19 protein-coding genes are annotated in these 16974 nt (G+C 64.1%); 11 read left to right on the plus strand and 8 right to left on the minus strand.

Features of this window, described 5'->3' with window-relative positions; genetic code table 11:
- Window positions 1-39: 39 nt before the first annotated feature.
- The 4 genes from ACFWPH_RS06755 to ACFWPH_RS06770 all read left to right on the plus strand — a co-directional run bounded on the left by ACFWPH_RS06755 (window position 40) and on the right by ACFWPH_RS06770 (window position 2241).
- The gene (locus ACFWPH_RS06755; RefSeq protein ID WP_280416487.1) at window positions 40-168 is read left to right on the plus strand and encodes a hypothetical protein; all 129 of its coding nucleotides are present in this window, start codon (window positions 40-42) and stop codon (window positions 166-168) included.
- Window positions 169-410: 242 nt separating this feature from the next.
- Window positions 411-755, plus strand: coding sequence for a helix-turn-helix domain-containing protein (locus ACFWPH_RS06760; protein ID WP_378748613.1), 345 nt, complete (start codon window positions 411-413; stop codon window positions 753-755).
- 5 nt (window positions 756-760) lie between these two features.
- Complete coding sequence (locus ACFWPH_RS06765; protein ID WP_378748615.1) at window positions 761-1630, plus strand: ImmA/IrrE family metallo-endopeptidase; 870 nt, start codon at window positions 761-763, stop codon at window positions 1628-1630.
- Window positions 1627-2241, plus strand: a complete 615-nt coding sequence (locus ACFWPH_RS06770) for a hypothetical protein (protein WP_378748617.1) — start codon at window positions 1627-1629, stop codon at window positions 2239-2241. The genes ACFWPH_RS06765 and ACFWPH_RS06770 overlap by 4 nt, the downstream gene beginning before the upstream one ends.
- 45 nt (window positions 2242-2286) lie before the next feature.
- Here the strand turns inward: ACFWPH_RS06770 and ACFWPH_RS06775 are convergent, their stop codons facing one another.
- Together ACFWPH_RS06775 and ACFWPH_RS06780 are read right to left on the minus strand one after the other, a co-directional pair.
- Entirely contained in the window at window positions 2287-2607 is a 321-nt protein-coding gene (locus ACFWPH_RS06775; protein ID WP_378748619.1) for a helix-turn-helix domain-containing protein, read from the minus strand.
- 100 nt (window positions 2608-2707) lie between these two features.
- Window positions 2708-3178: a hypothetical protein gene (locus ACFWPH_RS06780; RefSeq protein WP_378748621.1), complete on the minus strand. Its 471-nt coding sequence runs from the start codon at window positions 3176-3178 to the stop codon at window positions 2708-2710.
- Window positions 3179-3561: 383 nt separating this feature from the next.
- Here ACFWPH_RS06780 and ACFWPH_RS06785 point away from each other — a divergent pair, with 383 nt between their 5' ends.
- The 4 genes from ACFWPH_RS06785 to ACFWPH_RS06800 all read left to right on the plus strand — a co-directional run bounded on the left by ACFWPH_RS06785 (window position 3562) and on the right by ACFWPH_RS06800 (window position 6056).
- Window positions 3562-3858, plus strand: a complete 297-nt coding sequence (locus ACFWPH_RS06785) for a hypothetical protein (RefSeq protein WP_378748623.1) — start codon at window positions 3562-3564, stop codon at window positions 3856-3858.
- On the plus strand, window positions 3858-5057 hold the full coding sequence (locus ACFWPH_RS06790; protein WP_378748625.1) for a DUF6973 domain-containing protein: 1200 nt from the start codon (window positions 3858-3860) through the stop codon (window positions 5055-5057). Before ACFWPH_RS06785 ends, ACFWPH_RS06790 begins: the two co-directional genes overlap by 1 nt.
- The gene (locus ACFWPH_RS06795) at window positions 5047-5463 is read left to right on the plus strand and encodes a hypothetical protein (protein WP_378748626.1); all 417 of its coding nucleotides are present in this window, start codon (window positions 5047-5049) and stop codon (window positions 5461-5463) included. Before ACFWPH_RS06790 ends, ACFWPH_RS06795 begins: the two co-directional genes overlap by 11 nt.
- A gap of 65 nt (window positions 5464-5528) precedes the next feature.
- Entirely contained in the window at window positions 5529-6056 is a 528-nt protein-coding gene (locus ACFWPH_RS06800) for an HD domain-containing protein (RefSeq protein WP_378748628.1), read from the plus strand.
- Here the strand turns inward: ACFWPH_RS06800 and ACFWPH_RS06805 are convergent.
- From ACFWPH_RS06805 to ACFWPH_RS06815, 3 genes are read right to left on the minus strand one after another with little or no spacing between them, the layout of a single operon-like run.
- Window positions 6032-6172, minus strand: coding sequence for a hypothetical protein (locus ACFWPH_RS06805; RefSeq protein WP_378748630.1), 141 nt, complete (start codon window positions 6170-6172; stop codon window positions 6032-6034). The two genes, ACFWPH_RS06800 and ACFWPH_RS06805, sit on opposite strands and share 25 nt — an antisense overlap.
- Window positions 6169-6513: an NUDIX hydrolase gene (locus ACFWPH_RS06810; RefSeq protein WP_378748632.1), complete on the minus strand. Its 345-nt coding sequence runs from the start codon at window positions 6511-6513 to the stop codon at window positions 6169-6171. Before ACFWPH_RS06810 ends, ACFWPH_RS06805 begins: the two co-directional genes overlap by 4 nt.
- A gap of 4 nt (window positions 6514-6517) precedes the next feature.
- The gene (locus ACFWPH_RS06815) at window positions 6518-6892 is read right to left on the minus strand and encodes a hypothetical protein (protein ID WP_378748634.1); all 375 of its coding nucleotides are present in this window, start codon (window positions 6890-6892) and stop codon (window positions 6518-6520) included.
- 1006 nt (window positions 6893-7898) lie between these two features.
- On the opposite strand from ACFWPH_RS06815, the gene ACFWPH_RS06820 reads away from it, so the two are divergent.
- Complete coding sequence (locus tag ACFWPH_RS06820) at window positions 7899-8540, plus strand: hypothetical protein (protein WP_378748636.1); 642 nt, start codon at window positions 7899-7901, stop codon at window positions 8538-8540.
- Between the two features lie 369 nt (window positions 8541-8909).
- On the opposite strand, the gene ACFWPH_RS06825 is transcribed toward ACFWPH_RS06820, so the two are convergent.
- From ACFWPH_RS06825 to argS, 3 genes are all read right to left on the minus strand, one after another.
- Entirely contained in the window at window positions 8910-9266 is a 357-nt protein-coding gene (locus tag ACFWPH_RS06825; RefSeq protein ID WP_378748637.1) for a hypothetical protein, read from the minus strand.
- A 170-nt stretch (window positions 9267-9436) separates the two neighbouring features.
- On the minus strand, window positions 9437-10579 hold the full coding sequence (locus tag ACFWPH_RS06830; protein WP_378748638.1) for a helix-turn-helix domain-containing protein: 1143 nt from the start codon (window positions 10577-10579) through the stop codon (window positions 9437-9439).
- Window positions 10580-10721: 142 nt separating this feature from the next.
- The gene (gene argS, locus ACFWPH_RS06835) at window positions 10722-11576 is read right to left on the minus strand and encodes an arginine--tRNA ligase (RefSeq protein WP_378749411.1); all 855 of its coding nucleotides are present in this window, start codon (window positions 11574-11576) and stop codon (window positions 10722-10724) included.
- A 141-nt stretch (window positions 11577-11717) separates the two neighbouring features.
- On the opposite strand from argS, the gene ACFWPH_RS06840 reads away from it, so the two are divergent.
- Entirely contained in the window at window positions 11718-12164 is a 447-nt protein-coding gene (locus tag ACFWPH_RS06840) for a hypothetical protein (protein WP_378748639.1), read from the plus strand.
- Window position 12165: 1 nt separating this feature from the next.
- Window positions 12166-16884, plus strand: coding sequence for an AAA family ATPase (locus ACFWPH_RS06845; RefSeq protein ID WP_378748640.1), 4719 nt, complete (start codon window positions 12166-12168; stop codon window positions 16882-16884).
- The last annotated feature ends 90 nt before the right edge of the window (window positions 16885-16974 follow it).

Consider the following 16974-nt stretch of genomic DNA (forward strand, 5'->3'; position numbering starts at 1 on the left):
TCCACACGCCGCTGCCCACGCAACGCCGGCGCCGACCTGGTGATCCTGCCCGCACCCGACCACCTCGGCCCGCACGAACTCGACGCCGTACTGGACATCTGCGATGTGGAAACCGTGCTACCGCGTCTCAGCTTCCCACGCTGGACCTCCACTCAGGACACACCATGAGCGCCCTGGTAGTGGTCGGTTTCGCCATCGCGATCGGACTACCGCTGCTGGTGATCGCGGCGACGATCTGGTGGCCCTGATGTCCGCAGCGGACAACGTCGGCCACAGCTCTCTCGCCACGCCACCGGCCGATGTCATGGGGCGGCAAACGGACCGACTCCAACCTGGCCGGACCCGCTCCGGCGGGCTAGACTGAATCATAGTCGGAAATTTTGATTCAAGGGCGGACAGAGGTGATGGCGGTGACGAACGAAGCCGGTGCACGGATCGAACGCGCTCGCGTTGCCGCGGGGTTGAGTCAGCGCGCTCTGGCGGACGCGACCGGGATCTCGCAGTCGACCCTGTCCCGGATCATCTCTGGGGACAGGCCGGCGAAGATGCCGGAGATCGTGGCGATCGGCTGGGCGACAGGGCACACAGTCGCCCAGCTCACCGGGACCGCGCCGGTGGCCGAGCGGGTCCGATGCGCGGCGCGGGCGACCAACGATTGCGAGATGGATCGCATGCGGGAAGCGCTGCTGCATTTCCTGGAATTGAACGACTACCTCGACGACCAAGCCATCCCCGCCACCACCGACCCAACGTAGGAACCGTGAACAACGAGACAGAAGGACGCGACGCCGCCGCCCGGTTCCGCCGCGAACACCGACTCGGCGTACAACCACTGGGCGACCTGGTCGCGATTATCGAACAGGCGACCGCGATCGACGTTGCCGTACTCGACGCAGGCCCGGACGAGCACGGGCTGACGATGCGCGATCCGGTACGCAACGCCGTAATAATCGGCGTGGCACGCACCCGGAACCCGATGCGGCAACGCAGCACGCTCGCCCACGAGCTCGGTCATGTGCTGTTCCAGGACTGGGCAGACGATCACACAGGCAACTGGAGTGATCGAAAGCCCGCGGAAGTTCGCGCCGACGCCTTCGCTCGCCACCTGCTCGCACCGATCGAGGGGCTCCGCGAGTTCCTCGGCAACCGGGAAACGGCAACCCGATCCACCCTCTCCGAGGTCGTCCAGCGGTTCCTGGTGTCACCACCGATCGCGGCGATCGCCCTGCACCAGGCCGGATACATCGACGAGGCCACCAAACACGAGTGGATGGCGTCGACGGGTCCGCAATTGGCTGCCCGCTACGGATGGTCCGACCAGTACCGCGCATTACAGGCCGACTCCGATCAGCGCCGGGCGCCCCAGCGGCTACTCGCCCGAGCCATCAAGGCATACGAGGAAGAAGTGCTGTCCGCGCAGGCGATCGCCACCCTGCGGGGTATCACGCTGGAAGCCGCCCAGGAAGAGCTGCGCGAAGCAGGTATCGAGCCCGCCGGACATCCACTCGCCTGGTCCGACGCTGCCGAACTGCCCGACGTCGAAGTGGACCTGACCGCCCTGGACGCAGCCCTCGACGGCACCAGCGACGAATCCGATGATCCGGCGGCCGAAGCGAAGGATGCGAGGTGAGCCACCCGCCGATCATCGACGCCGGGCCCGGCCTGAACTTCTTCTCCATCAACAAGGAACGCTTGCTCATCGGCGTCCTCGGCCGGATCAGCGCTCCGGAGACCGTCCAAACCGAGATCTTGCGCAAGTCACGGCACGATCAACGGTTCCGCGCCGCCGCTACGGTCTGGCGCAAACTGACACCCACCTGGATCCAGGTGCTCTCGGACGACCAGACGCCCGAACTCGCCGCTGCGGTGCACAGAATCACCCGCCAACCCATGAAACAACGCGTGCAATCCCCGAAAGACCTGGGCGAGACCATGGTCATCGCGCACGCAGTCGTCGCTGCGGAAGCCGGGGAGACCGTCACGGTTCTCATCGACGACGGCCCCGGAGCCCGCACAGCAACAGCTGAAATCAGCCGCCTGCAACGACTCCAGTCCAATGGTCGCGCCGTAGGGACGATCCGGCTGGTGAACACACTGACAATCCTGGAGAAGGCAGCAGCCGGACAACACATCCCCGACAAAGCCGCGATGCGCGCCATCTACACCCGGCTGCGTAGCCTCGACGACGGACTTCCAGCCATCGAGAGAACCAACCTTCTCCGGCTTCCGCACTGGCGCTGAGGTACGCAGAGCAGCACCCGGTTGGCTACGCCGGAGGCAGTCACCTCACCCCGCGGAGTCGGTCGGCATCTTCAGCAGATGCCCACCGATGTCCACCAACAGCTCCAGCTTCCCGCCCAACGCGGAAACATACGCGGCGAGAGCCTCGACCGTCGCGACCTCGCCATGCTCGATCTGCGACACCCGCCCCGGGCTGACTCCCATGATCTCGGCCAAACCCGCCCGCGTGAAACCCAGCCGCTTCCGCTCCTCAGCAAGCTGGTAACCCCACTGCTCGGCCATGATCGACCGACGCCGACGCGCGGCCTCCTCCTCACCCACACGGCGGCGATAGCCTTCACGATCCCATTTGGAGAAGCTACTCATCGCCCTTCCTCCTCTGCCCGTTCCTTCGGAACTATCCCGGGTACCGGCACGACGGCTGGCCTTCCAGCAGGCATGGGAAATTATTCCGGTTGATGAGAGCTCAGGAACGCGCCGCGCCTTCGGGCCACACCACGTCCACAGCCAATCCACGCTGCCGCGCCAGCTTTACCACGCTGCCGGTACCGCCGGTCTCGCCACCTTCCCCATCCCACACCGCGATCAGCTGGCCAGCTGATCGCAGCAGCGCCTCGTTCGCCGCCTCATACGCCTCCCGACCGGCCTCTTCGAAATCCATCACGCACACTTCGGACGCACGCGCCACCAGCTCATCGAACACCGGCACACGATCGGGTTTCACCTTGGCTTCGCGGTAATTCCGAGAGGGCAGCACCACCTCGAGCCGACCACCGGCCTCCAGCACAGCTTGCGCGAACACCGAGTCGGCTCCGCGGGCGATACAGCTCACGCCCACCAAATCGGGAACCTCGGCAAGGCGCAGAGCGATCTCTTCACGCACCAGCACCGCGGTTTCGGCAGTGATGTTCATGTGCCCGGTAACAGCGACCCGCATCTGCTCACTCCCTGCGCATTGGCCAGCGGGCGCATCCGGTCACGCAGCTCAGCGACCGGATGGTTGCCTTTCACCCGCGCTTTGTTCGTTTGTAGAGCTTGCCGACCTTGACTCGAACCCGATCCAACCAGGTCCTTTCAACGACGCGCAACGCATCATCGCCAGCCTGGCACACCAGACTCTCAAGCCGGCAATTGGGCTGACAATCGAATCACGCTACTGCCGAAACATTACGAGGCCGACAGCTACAGGCAGGGGCGGAAACCCGGTTCGGCCGGTCGTTCGGTCCGGACAGCCTTGGTAGGCTGAATCCCGGCTCGAAGGCGGTGTGGTCGAGGCCGCAGTTCCGAGTCGGCACTGCCGCAAGGCATAGGGAGGGCACCTTGTTACAGGCAGACATAGACAAGTTGAACGAGCTCGCGCAGAAGCTCGAACAGAACGGCACCGCGATCGACGATCTGGACGTCCGTACCAGGCCGAGCCCATCACTGCCCGGGGTCGAGATAGGACAGTCGTTTGCCGAACTGGCCGAGAAGACCGAAGGCGCCTACCTACGTATCGCCGACCGGATGCGGGCTGTCGCCGGAGCGACGAGAGCATGCGCGAGCGACATGAGCATGACCGATGAAGGGTTCGCGGCCAGAATGAACGAACTCGACTTCAAGCCTGCGCAGAGCTGATGAAGATTTCGAAATCCCAGCTGGAGCGCTGGGACCTCACAGCCATGAACGACTGGGCCGACGCTCTGAACAACATCAACGAGCAGGCAATGCAGGCCATCGACCGCACCCGCAACTACTTCACCGACGCCGGAACCCATTGGCAGGGAGCCGCCTACAACGCCGCGTACGAGCGCATCTCCGAGGACCACGACCAATCCCGTCGCGCCTACTACGAAATCTCCGACGTGCCAGGGATCATCAAGAACGCGGCAACCGACCTGACTTCTCTTCGCGGCGTACTCCGCGGCAAAGCCGACGACGCAGTAGAAGCGGGTCTCCGCGTCGACGACGACTGGACCGTGCACGGAACCGACGAGGCACAGGTCAAGACCCATCAAGATGCGATTCGGATCGCATACGATGCGCTGGTCCAGGAGGTCTCCCGGCTTCAGATCGACATCCTGAACCAGGCCGGGCTGATACGTGCGGCGGGTGACCTGCTCGGATCAGGAAACTTCATCGACGAGCAGTCGACCAACAATCGGCGGCAAACGCTCGCGAAGCTGTTCCACGACGATCTCCTCGCTCGTTTCAACGTCCCCGTCGACCCTGATGGCATGACGACCTGGCCGAAACCACCACTCAGCTGGCCATTCGGCAGCCAGAAGATGACGGCCGAGGAAGCGCGTCTACTCGACGATCTCGGGCTCATGGGTGCTCGCGATGCCTACGGCATCTACAAGACCGCGATTCACGAGTCGGAGAACGTGTTCGAAAGCGCGGGAATCACCGATGGACACTCGGACGCGTTCCGGCACGCGTACTGGAACGCGATGCTGGCCAACCGGTTCGGACCCGAGTTCGCACAGGAGTACACCAACGCCCACGAGGGGGTGGACACCAATGCGGCTTCCGCCGAAGCGATGGACCTCCACAACAACGCGGTGGGGCGCAGAATCGCCGCCGAACACCCCGACGCCAGCCCCGAGGAACTGGCCACATACGTCAAAGAAGCGGTGCTCCGTGGGGACATGGTAGTCGTCGGACCGGACGGTATGCTGACGCCGAGCGACCAGGTCGCCATCGGTGAGACGGGCCGCGCCGAAGGGCCGCCGGCGACAGGTGGCACCAAACCTCCCCCCACCGACACGGAGTTCACCTCGGGCGGATACAACCCGGGAAGCGACGGCGAAAGTTACGGCACGTATGACAGCTAAGACGGTACTGCTCACGTTATTCGTATGCGCTGCGCTGACGCTGACTGCCTGTTCCGATGATGAAGGGGTTGCTTTGGAAGAAGACCGGACACTGTCGACCCAACTGGCCGACCTCCGCCAGAACGGTGGGTCGGTCAGCCTGCGCGAGCTGACCGGCGGCGACTGGGACTCGGTTTATGTGTCGCACCAGCCGGTCTCCCGCGACTACGTCGAGCGCCAGGTCGGGGGGAAGATCGACATGGACGAGACGTTCATGCAACAGGGAAATATCCTCGTCTTCCTAGAGAACGGCGAGATCGCTCGGGCAACCTACGTCATCCCCGATCTCCTTCCGCCCGGTGAGTACTCCAGCAGCGTTCGAATCACCGCTGATGGATACCCTGCGCTGCTCGAGATGTCCGAATAGGGCACCGAGCACGGGGAGAAGAAGCCACAGCTTGCTTCCGTGATGCCGGGCGTACCATAGCGGCCGTGAATCTGGCTGTGGCTGAACTGCTGGCTCTGCTGAGCGAATCGCGTCGGGCTCACTCGGTCGCGGTGGGACAGCGGATGGAGTCCATAGCGAAGTTACTGCCGGCCGATCTTCGTGGGGACGCGGTGGAAGCTGCCAACCTGCATGACGTCGGCTACGGGCATCCTGACCTCAGGTTTCACCCGATAGACGGTGCCCGGTTGCTGCGGTCACTCGGGTACTCGCCGGTCGTGTGCCATATGGTCGCATTTCACACTGCAGCGGAGGTCGAGGCTGGAGTGAGAGGCCTTGGCGCGGACATATTCGATGAGTTCCGGCTCCCGAATGTGGCCGGGCTCGACAAGGCCGCGGATTTTCTGTGGTGGTCCGACCTGTCGACGGGTCCGAACGGAGAGGATTTCACGGTGGGTGAGCGGCTCGCTGAAATCTTGCGGCGCTACGAACCGGGCAGTGCCGTTCACACCGCGATTATCAAGGCGGAACCGCGACTGCGTGCAGCCGTTCAGCGCGTATCGGGGTCGATATGAGGTCCGCTCTCGTTCAGCGCCCAGTCGATGCGCTTGCGCTGGCTGCGGTCCATCGGTAAGTCGGGTATCTGCTCGACCGGTACCCACTCGACGCGCGTGCTCTCGCTGCTCGTCATGGGTTGGCCACCGATCGGCTCGCCGCGGTATACAACGGTGAATTCTGACGAACCTCGTCGTTGCTCGTGTAGTGGATGACGTGGGTCGGATCGGTGAAGATGCCGACAATGCCGACTAGTTGGATGTCCACTCCCGTCTCTTCTCGAGTCTCGCGAACAGCGGTGCGGCTGAGGGATTCACCCGGGTCGTGCGCGCCTCCCGGCATGGACCAGTTGCCGTTGTCAGACCGGCAAATCAGCAGGACTTCCCCGCCCTTCTGGACGAATGCGGCTGCGCTTGGGCGGACACTGTTCGCGGCCGGTGCGTGGGGGTCTTGGTGGTAGTCGATTCGCCGTCCCATGAGGTCAGGTTACGGTGCGGCCTGTCTTCCAGACAGCCTCGAACGAATTCATGTAGTAGGCGAAGAGTCGTCCGCCAGGAACATTCTGGAGGTGCTGAACTGGAGATTTCGACGCGTACGCACCGTAGCTGTGGGTGTTGACCAGCAGCGAGTCGCCGAATCGGTAGATGCTGTTGTACAGCGTGGTCCGATGCATCCGGATATCTACCATCGGCAGGTCCATCGTTTCCCGAAGATACTCCAGCGTCGACTCACACCGCTTCGCCAGCGAGGGCAAGCCTTCTTCACGCCCCCGTGCTACGGCCTCCGGTGCGTCACTTTCGCCCAGCAGGATCCGAACCTGTACACCAGCACCCGCCTTGGCGCGGACGACGTTCACGAAGTCCAGCGACTCGACCAGAAAGCCTCCTGCATAGACACGGGACTGTCCCGGTGGAATGCGCCCTCGGCCGCGTTCAACGAGCCCCCGCAGGATCGTGCATCGGAGCGAGCGGCGTGGCCGTGGGCTTCTACCATGTGGCATCCGGCTTCCAGCGCGGGAAGGCCGGCCGAGCGCGCCGCGATCTGCGCTGCGCGTGCGAGGTCCACCGCATCGCCGGGCCGACCCACGTAGGTCGCCTGGTGACTCATCGCCGCCAGGATCTCCGCGCCCAGTGCGGCGTCACCGGCTGCTCACGCCATCCGAAGTGCTTGGATCAGATACCGCTGCGCCAGACCATGTTCCTCGAGATCGTAGGCAGCCCAGCCCGCAAGTTTCGTGAGTTCGGCCGTCACAGCGAACAGACGGCGACCGACCTTTCAACGCTGCGGTCAGCATCTGCCTGGCGCCGTCGCGGACGATCTCATCGCGCAACGACCGGGTCGAACCGGCCTCCTCGCCGCCAGTGGCGACGTTCTGAACTACCGTGAGCACGGACGTACCTTCCCGACCGTCGTTGGCGCGCCGGCATGATCAAGACTTCGGACTGATGGATCACCGAGCCTGCCGGATACCGGTGATTCCGCACGTCGGCCTCCGGAACCAACGAGCACGAACGCCGGTCGGCATGGGTACTATCCATCCTGGGTCGGGGGAGCCCCGCGCTGTAAAAGAGGATGTACTGATGGTCGACGAAAGACAGCGGGGGCAGAACCGCGCCGAGGGTTTCGCATGGGGAGCGCACGGAGCGGCCACGCCTCCGAATGGCCCCGCTGTCCAGCAGCAGTATCCCGGTGGGCAGCAGCCGTTTCCCGGCGGTCCGCAGTTCCACCCGAACATGCAGGCGCCCGGTCCAGGCATGACGGGGCAACCACAGCCACACCCGATGGGAGGAGCGCCGCCGCAGCTGTGGCAACACGGAGGACCGTCGTCGCCAATGGGATTCGCGCCTGCGCCCTATCCAGGTATGCCCGGTCCGCCGGGCTCCCGTAGCAATGTCGGCCTGATCATCGGGCTCGTGGTGGCCATGGTGGTGGTTCTGGTGCTCACGGTGGTCGGCATCGGGGTCGTCGCATCGAGATCGGGTGGCGATGACGAAGCCGACCCGTGGGCCGGGGACTACTCGCCGGAAGGGGTCACGAATACTTGTCATCTGGTCGATACCACGGTCTTCGATCCATGGGCGCCGGACCAGACGGAACTCGTGCACCACGAAGATATCGCCGGGCAATACGGCGGTCCGTCGATCGACTGTCGTACAACGAACTCCGGACCGAACGGTGCCTACGTCACCTTCAAGATCGATGTGGCGTTCGAGACCGATCTGTATGGGTTGGAGCTCGATCGCGCCAAGAGGTCGGATACCGAAATACTGCCCGATGACTACGTGTTCGGTTCGGTGACCGGGCTTGGGGAGGGCGGGTACTACGGAGTCCGGAATCCTCCGGACTCGGACCGGTATCTGGGCTACACAATGGCGATCAAGGACAGCAATGTCCTGGTCGACGTCGACGTGAAAGTCATCTCGGACAAGGCTTTCGACCAGGCCGAGGCCGACCGGATCTGCCGGTATCAGATCGGGAAGATCCTGGACAACCTCCGAAAATGATGCGGCGTAGCAGTGCCCCTGTCGGCGCCCGGCATTCCGCGGCCGATGATTCGGGTCGAGCGTAGGTCGATACGTCGGAGGCGTGAATGGACACCGAGCCCACTACCGACCGAGATCGGTATTTTCGTGGTCTGGCCTGGCTCACGGCGCCGTCCATGAGCTCCCGGCAGGCGTCCTCTGGGGCTTCGACGGCGCGAGCCCCGAGCAGCGCGCGGAGATGATGACGGGCCTGGAGGAGTTCGAGCGGCTGTGCGCCCGCCTCGGACTGGAGGGGCACGCCGAGTTCATCGACGCGAACCACCCGTGTCCTGCCGCAGGCGGCGACGCTGTTGGGCTTCGGAAGCGCGGTCGACGATAGGGTGCAACCGATTACAGGATGCGACAGGCCCACTCCTGGTAGTCGCCGACGGGAGCGGAGCGCGGCTCGAAGCCTGCTCTTTCGAAGAGCAACTCGCTCGGGCGGTTCTGTCGGTGAATCGACGCACTCGCTACGGCGACGCCGCGGCCGAGGGATACCGCGCGTTCAACGATGCAACGGCGCACTTCGCCGAGAGTCATGTCGGCCACGTCGCCGCCCCGGCCGCGAACGGCATTGCTGACGCCGATTGCTGCGATATGGGCGACGAATAGTCCAGGTACGGAGCAGTCGAGCATCAGGTGCACAGCGGCAACGATCTCCGCACCGGGTACGTCGCGGCCGACGAGGAGCAAACTGCCGTCCTTCAAGCGCTTCGAGCATTCGCGGAAGTGGCTTTGGACCTCGTATTCCCATGGCTTCTCGTGAGGGAGCCTCCGACCCCCGGGGCTTCGAGGCAGTGGCAACGTGCACGAAAATGTCTGCAGCGGTATTGCATCCCGGCGTTTTGTGATCTTTTCCCAGCGCAGTATCGGAGCGGTCACCCAGCCAACCTGTTATTCGCCGCGACCCACTTCCCCAGATCGGCGGCGCTCGGCCGGTCCTCCAACCTGCGGGCGTACGCATCGGCGACCTGCTCGTCATCCGGGACAGGAAAATCTATCTCGTCGACAGGAACATCGAGCGCCCAAGCGAGATACTCAGGAGATACCCTGCCTGCGTCGACGCGACGTTGCAGTGCATCGAGCACGGCGGAAGGAAAGACGCGCGACGAAGAGCCCTGCTGTCGCACAGCGACCTTTTCCGTTCCTCCGGCTACCTCAGCGTGGGCACGGATCAGCTTCGGTGTCGTCTCCTTCATGGCAGCGGTGATACTCGGCGCCGGCGTGATGCGGAGCCAGTCGAGACGAGTCTTCAGGGCGAGGGCCGAGACACCGGTTCGCCACAGAAATCCGGCCAATCGACGCTCATCCATCCGCTGCCAGTCTTCTCGTTCGACCAGTTCCCTCGGTAGGAGCAGTTCAGCCGCGAAACTGTTGGCAGGCGCCTCGTCTTGCTCAGCAGGTTCCGCGATTCCACTGTGGTGCCCGAGCGCGAGATGCGCCAGCTCGTGGGCCAGCGACCAGTTGCTCCGGAACCAACTCGGCGTGGTGGCAAGCAGCACAACCGCCCGAGAGCCGATGCTGAGGGAGTAATCGGTGGTGAGTCCCGGAAGACGCACCACGTCGACGCCCAACCGCGCCTCGACAACCGCACCGAACGTTTGCACAAAATCATCGCCCAGCACGCCACGCATTCGGGCTGGTTCATCCGGTAACGGTTCGCTTGCGGGAGGCCCCTCGGGAAAGGCCGCGTTGTATACCTCGATTACCTGCGCGAGGATCGCGTCGTCGTGGGAGCGGCCCGGGTTGCTGGACACACGTCGTTCCGGATCCCAACTGTGCCGGGCAGCGATCTGGACTCGGCGCGGGTCCTCGTTTCCGGTAGCAAGCCAGTAGAGGTCAGCACCGAGTTCCTCCGCGATCCTGGCCAGCTCAGTCGAGGAAAACCCTCGCTGCCCGTTCAATGCACGAGACAATGCATCAGGCTTCATACCGGCCTGACCTGCGAGTCGTCGCTGACTCATTCCGGACGGCATCAGTGAACGAATGCGATCCCCCACTGCTACAAGCGTCTCGTCCATACATCCATGCTACCTACACGTTGGGATTTTCCCAACGTACGGCGTTGATCACCGCAGCCAAGGTCACGGCGCCAAAATTAGCGCCAGACGTCGCCCACGGTAGTGACGGCAAACCGAAGCGTTGGTATGCCCTCGCTCTCGGTCAGAGCCGCTCCGGCGCGGCGATCCCCAGTAGTCCGAGGCAGTGGCCGAGGGTTCGGGCGGTCAGCTGGGACAGGGCGAGGCGGTTGCCGCGGACGGGTTCGGGGGCTGTCAGGACCGGGCAGGCGTCGTAGAAGCCGGTGAAGGCGCGGGCGAGTTCGTAGAGGTAGCCGGCCAGACGATGGGGTTCGAGCGTGGTTGCGACCTCGTCGATGACCGTTCCGTACCCGTCCAGGGTGAGACCGAGTTCCCGTTCGGCGGGCTCGAGGGCGATACTCGCGTCCACCGAAATACCGTCCAGCTCTTCCGCTTTGCGCAGAATCGAGCAGATTCGCGCGTGCGCGTATTGTAGGTAGACGCCGGTGTTGCCGTTGAACGCGGTCATGCGGGCGGGGTCGAAGGTGTAGTCCTTGATCCGGCTGGTGGACAGGTCGGCGTATTTCACCGCGCCGATGCCGGCCTGTTCGGCGATGGCGTCGAGTTCGGCGGCGGGCAGGTCGGGGTTCTTCTCGGTGACCACGGTGCGGGCGGCGGTGACGGCGTCGTCGAGCAGGTCCATCAGGCGGACAGTGCCGCCTGCGCGGGTTTTGAAGGGTTTGCCGTCGGGACCGAGGACGGTGCCGTAGGCGACGTGGTCGACGGTGACGGCGTCGGTGAGCCAGCCGGCGCGGCGGGCGGCTTCGAAAACGAGCTGGAAGTGCAGGGCCTGACGGGAATCGGTGACGTACAGCAGCCGGTCGGCGTGCAAGGTGGTGATGCGATAGCGGATGGTGGCCAGATCGGTGCTGTCGTAGCCGTAGCCGCCGTCGCTTTGCGGACCATCAGCACCGCAGGAGTGTCGTCGGAATGGCCTCAGCCTCTACAATCACCCTCCCGCCCAAACGATCTCAGACAGCTCCGCTCCCGGTTCCGCTGCGCGGACTCCCCGGATCGGATATCGTGCTCGCCACACGTCGATCGGTATCGACCCGACGGTGAATGATTACCCGGGGATGTTATGGAATTGCTCGTGGAAGTGTCCGGTGCGGCATCAGCCGATGTCGTGTCCGGCGCACGACGCTGGCTGTTGGACGAGCCGGAGTTGCGGGGGCGCGTCACGTTGCAACGCCAACCGGCGGATCCGGGCACGATGTCCGGTGAGCTGGTCGGAGGCCTGCTGATATGGCTGGGTAGTGGCAGCGCTGCGCTGGTGACGGCCCGAGTTGCCGCCAACGTTCTGATCGCTTGGCTGAAGGCCCGTCGTGGTGATGTGAGCGTGACGGTCAAAGGACCTGGCGGCACGTCCGGGAGTGTGAGCGCGAGCAACGTAAAGGGTTTGAGTGCGGCAGATCTCGACGCTCTGGTCGATCGGGTGGCAGGTCTGGCAGCGAGATCCGAGCCGGTGAACGACGAGCAGCGTGCGCGGCAGGACCTACGCGAGCCCGAAAATCCGGACGGATGCTGAGGTGTCGGATCTCGCGGGACCCGAGTGCCGGATCGTGCTGATCGGCGCATCCCGATATGCCCCCGATTCCACGCTGCCGGATCTGGAGGCGGTCGCTAGCACCGTGGACGACCTCTCCCGGGTTCTTGTCCGGCGTTGCGGTGTGCCCGACGAACAGATCACCGTTGTCAAGGATCCGGGTAACCCGGCCGAGCTCGCTGCCGTGATTGCGCGCGAGGCCGAGCGGGCCGGGGATCTGTTTCTGCTCTACTACGCCGGTCACGGGGTGCTCGACAGCGATGCGGCATTGCACCTGGCGACCGGTGCGACGGTCGACGAGAGCCAGGTCCTGCTGGGACACCAGGCGCTGGCCTTCGCCGATATCAGTGCACTGCTTCGAGACAGCTGCCCTGCGCGCAGGATCGTCGCTGTCGTCGACGCCTGCTATGCCGGGCGAGCCTCGGCGCCGTCGACCGGAATGTACTCCGGGTTCGACCGAGTCGGGCAGGGTAGTTGCCTGTTGGCAGCGGTCTCTCGTGATCAGCGTGCCTTGGCGCCGATCGGTGAGCGTCACACGGTATTCAGCGGATTACTGATCGACCTGCTCGAGCACGGTGACCCGACGGTCGGCCCACAACTGACGCTGGCCGGAGTTATCCAGGTTCTCGCACGGCAACTTCCCGCTCGCGGTATCCCTGCTCCGCACACCATCGCGGTGGATCGCATCGATGGTCTCGTCCTGGCCGGCAACCCCGCCTATCGGCCGCCGGCCCTTGCCGTGCCGACGCTGCCGGACGGTGAAGAGTTATTCGAGGACGGCGAAACAGTATGCCCGTATCCCGGTTTGCGGGCGTTCACCCGAGACGACGCCCGGTTCTTCAACGGTCGTGAAAACCTGATCACCACCCTGCTCGAACGGGTGCACTCACGCGCTGAAGGAGGAGGCGGGCCACTGTTCGTGGTCGGCTGTTCCGGGTCGGGCAAATCGTCACTGATCCATGCCGGGCTGCTGCCTGAACTCGCCCACGGCCGGGCCGCTGACGGCGCATCGGCGTACTGGCCGGTGCTGACCCTCACACCGGGCGACGATCCGATCGGCGCCCTTGCCGACGTGCTCGCGGGCCCAGCGCTCACCGACGTGGCGCAGCTGCGCGATCGGCTGACCACGGCGCCGGAAGAACTGGCTCCACTACTGCGTGAAATCCTTCCGCAGCAGCACATGAAGCAGAACGCAACCCGGCTGGTCCTGGTTGTCGACCAGCTCGAAGAGTTGTTCGCCGCCGAACAGGATCCCGTCGCGCAGCAAGCCTTCATCACCGCACTCACCACAGCTGCCGGCGAGACCGCTCCCACGGCGGTGGTGATCGCGGTGATGCGCGCAGATTTCGTCAGTCGTGCCACCGCCTTCCCCGCCCTGGCCGAAGCGCTCGGCCGGGACCAGATGGTCGTAGGCGCGATGAAGCGTTCCCAGATTCGGGCAGCGATCGAGAAACCGGCCCGGCTCGCAGGGCTGGCCCTCGGTGACGGGTTGACAGATGTGATCCGCGCTGATCTGGGGGCCGACCGCAATGGAGGCTACGACCCGGGCGCGCTACCGCTACTGGGCCATGTCCTCTACGAAACGTGGCGTCGTCGAAGCAACAGGGTCTTGGCGGTAGCCGATTATCGTGCGGCGGGTAGTATTCGTGGTGCGCTCGCCGACACTGCGGACGCGGTCTACACGACACTCTCTACTGACGAAAAAACGATCTGCCGCAGTGTTTTCGTCCGGCTGATCAATCCGGCCGATCGGACCCGCCGCACTCTCGCCCGTGCGAGTCTGCCCGAATCCGAGCAGACGCAGTCGGTGCTGGATCGGCTCGCCGCGCACCGTCTGCTCACTCTCGACCACCCCGGTCATGGTTCGCGGGACACGGTCACCATCACCCACGAAGCATTGATCGACGGGTGGCCGCGTTTGGCTCGATGGGTCGAGCAGGACGAGCAGTTCGAACAGGTCGTTCAAGAAGCCGAACCCGACGCGTTGCGCTGGGACGACAGCGCACGCACCGAACGACCACGTCGACGGCCGCTACGCTGGTTCACGAATCCGCCTGGAGCGCATCTGCTCTACTCCGACCGGCGGCTCGCCGGCGTCGACGATCGGCTCGCCGGACGCCGCCCCAGCGATCCCACCGTAGCGGCGTTCCTGTCCGCTTCGCGCCGCGCGGTATCGCGCCGTCGCCGCGTACGGTCTGCTTTCATCACCGGGCTGATCGTTGTGTCCGTCGGGGCGATCACCGCCGCAGGTGTTGCCTTCATCCAGTACAACAGCGCCAACGACCAGAAACGACGTGCGATCGCCAGAGAACTTGTCGCACAGTCCGATTCGATGCGGAATAGCGACCCGTACACCGCGCTGCAACTGGGCGTCGTTGCCGACCGTTTGCACCACTCTGTCGATTCGACCAGCGGGATCATTTCCACCATCACCTCCGGATACAGCGGCGCGCCATTGACATTTCCGCAACACAATGGTGTGAATTCGCTGGTGTCTTCCACGGACGGTCGAACAGTCGCGATCGGGCTGGGTGACGGAACCATTCAGCTGTGGGATATGACCGACGTCACCAAACCGCGTCCGCTCGCAGACCCGCTCAGCGGCGAGCGGTCGAATATCTTCTCGATGGCTCTTTCTCCGGACGAAAATACCCTCGCCGCCAGCAGTTTCGACGGCACCGTATGGTTGTGGGATATCACTGATCGCGAAAATCCACATCAACTCGGTCAACGCCTGGAATTAGACGGCAACGGCAGCGACGAGAGCGGGCGGCAGGTGCAGTTCTCCCCGAACGGGCGAATGTTGGCGACCAGCGGCCGCGGTGCGGTGGAACTGTGGAATATCACGGATCTGCGGGCGCCTCGTCGATTCGGCCCTCCTCTATCGGTCAAGTGGAACGACGCGTCGACGGCGGCCTTCTCCCCCGATGGAAATACGCTCGCCACGAATACCGGAAATACGGTGGTCCTCTGGGATGTCTCGGACCCCGCCGCGCCGCATCACCTCGGCGCTCCGCTGTCGGTTGCCAGCGAGCGTGGGGTCGCGGCGCTGACCATATCCGAGCACGGGATCCTGGCTGTAAGTACCTACGACAGCACTGTCCAGCTGTGGGACCTGGCGGACCCGTCCGCACCCCGCCGGCTCGGAAATCCCGCCACTCTTTCCGGATGTGGACAAATCGGCGCGCTGAGCTTTTCACCCGATGAAGAACTTCTTGCTATCGGGTGCGACGACGGTTCGACGCGACTGTGGGATACCTCGGATCCCGCCGCGCCGCTCCCGCTCGGCGGCCCGAGCTATCGCACCGATGTGTCGGCGGTAGAATTCACCGGAGCCGGGAAATATACGGTAGCGGGGTACAGCGATGGCACAGTGCGGTTGTGGGATATTGCCGACCAGATCACCCCGGCCCCACTCGGTTCGCTGACCACCGGTATCGGCCGCTGGCAGACAGCGGCGACACCGGACGCGGCGATCGTCGGTGTGCTCGACCCCGACGGGGCCAGGTTGTGGGATATCGAAGATCCCGAGTCGCCACGCCCTATCGGTGCGGCCATTCAGGTCGGCGACTCGGGTACTGCTTCCTCACTGTCGTTCTTGCCCGGCGACGAGCCGATATTGGCGCTCGGCAGCACGACCGGCAATGTCTTCCTGTGGGATCTCGCCGACCCTGCTACACCGCGCCCACTGGGACACCCGCTGCGCGCCCCCACTCCCGAAGTGGGCGCCGGCAAGGAAACCTTCGACATGACACCCGACGGCAAGCTGATTTTTCCGCCTTTCAATGGCGCCGGGAGTGTCAGGGTGAGCACGGTCGCCGCTGATCAGGCGGGTGCTGTCGTGCGCTCCATCTCGGTCTCCCGAGACGGCAACACACTGGTTGCGGGCCTCGCCAACGGCACGGTTCGCATCTGGGACATCACCGATCGGACGGCACCGCATCTCGCGTCAGTTCCCACTGTCCATGTCGATATTCCTGCCGACGATGAGCCTCCCTTCATGGAATTCACGCCGGTGACCTCGTCGGCACTCTCCCCGAGTGGGGATATCTTGGTTGCTGCCACCAGTATTGGAGTTAGTGGCGAAGCAGGAGATGGTGTAGTCCGGCAGTGGGATGTGCGGGATCCGTCATCACCGCGGCTACTCAACGAACTTCAGGCAGACGCCGCAATCGACGTAACTTCGTTGAGTTTCGCACAGGACGGATCCACTCTCGCCGCGGCATTCAGCGACGGCACGATTCGTTTGTGGAACACATCCGACGAGTCGGCACCTCGTCTGCTGCCGAAGAGCACCATCGCTTCCGGTAGCGCACAGGTGGGGGTGTCTTCATTGAGTTATTTGGCAGGGCACGTGCTTGTCGCTGGTCTCGCAGACGGCACCATTCAGTTCTGGGATGCGGCGGATATTCAGAAGCCGCGCAAACTGATTGAAATGCGCACCAGCAAGGCTGCCAACAGTGTTCCGTCGGAGGAAGAAGAAAATGCCGCCCCTTCGGTGCTGGTCCTGCATGGAAATAAGCTCCTCATAGCTCGCAACGACGACGACGTCATGCGGTTGTGGGATACCGCCAGGATCAAGGATCTCCAGCTGCACGGTCCAGAACGCGCGTGTCGACTGCTCGACGAAGGTTTGTCCCGAGAACAGTGGAAGATCTACATCCCCGATCTGCCCTACGAAACAACCTGTAGCCCGCGATGATGGCCGAGCTCACTTGCGGCCGGATGCTTCCGGACCACCCGGTCGGCGAGCATCGGCAATTTCGACCCGTACTCCACCGTGGCCGACTCT

Origin of the sequence: Nocardia sp. NPDC058499 (assembly GCF_042719915.1) — a bacterium.
GTDB lineage: Bacteria > Actinomycetota > Actinomycetes > Mycobacteriales > Mycobacteriaceae > Nocardia.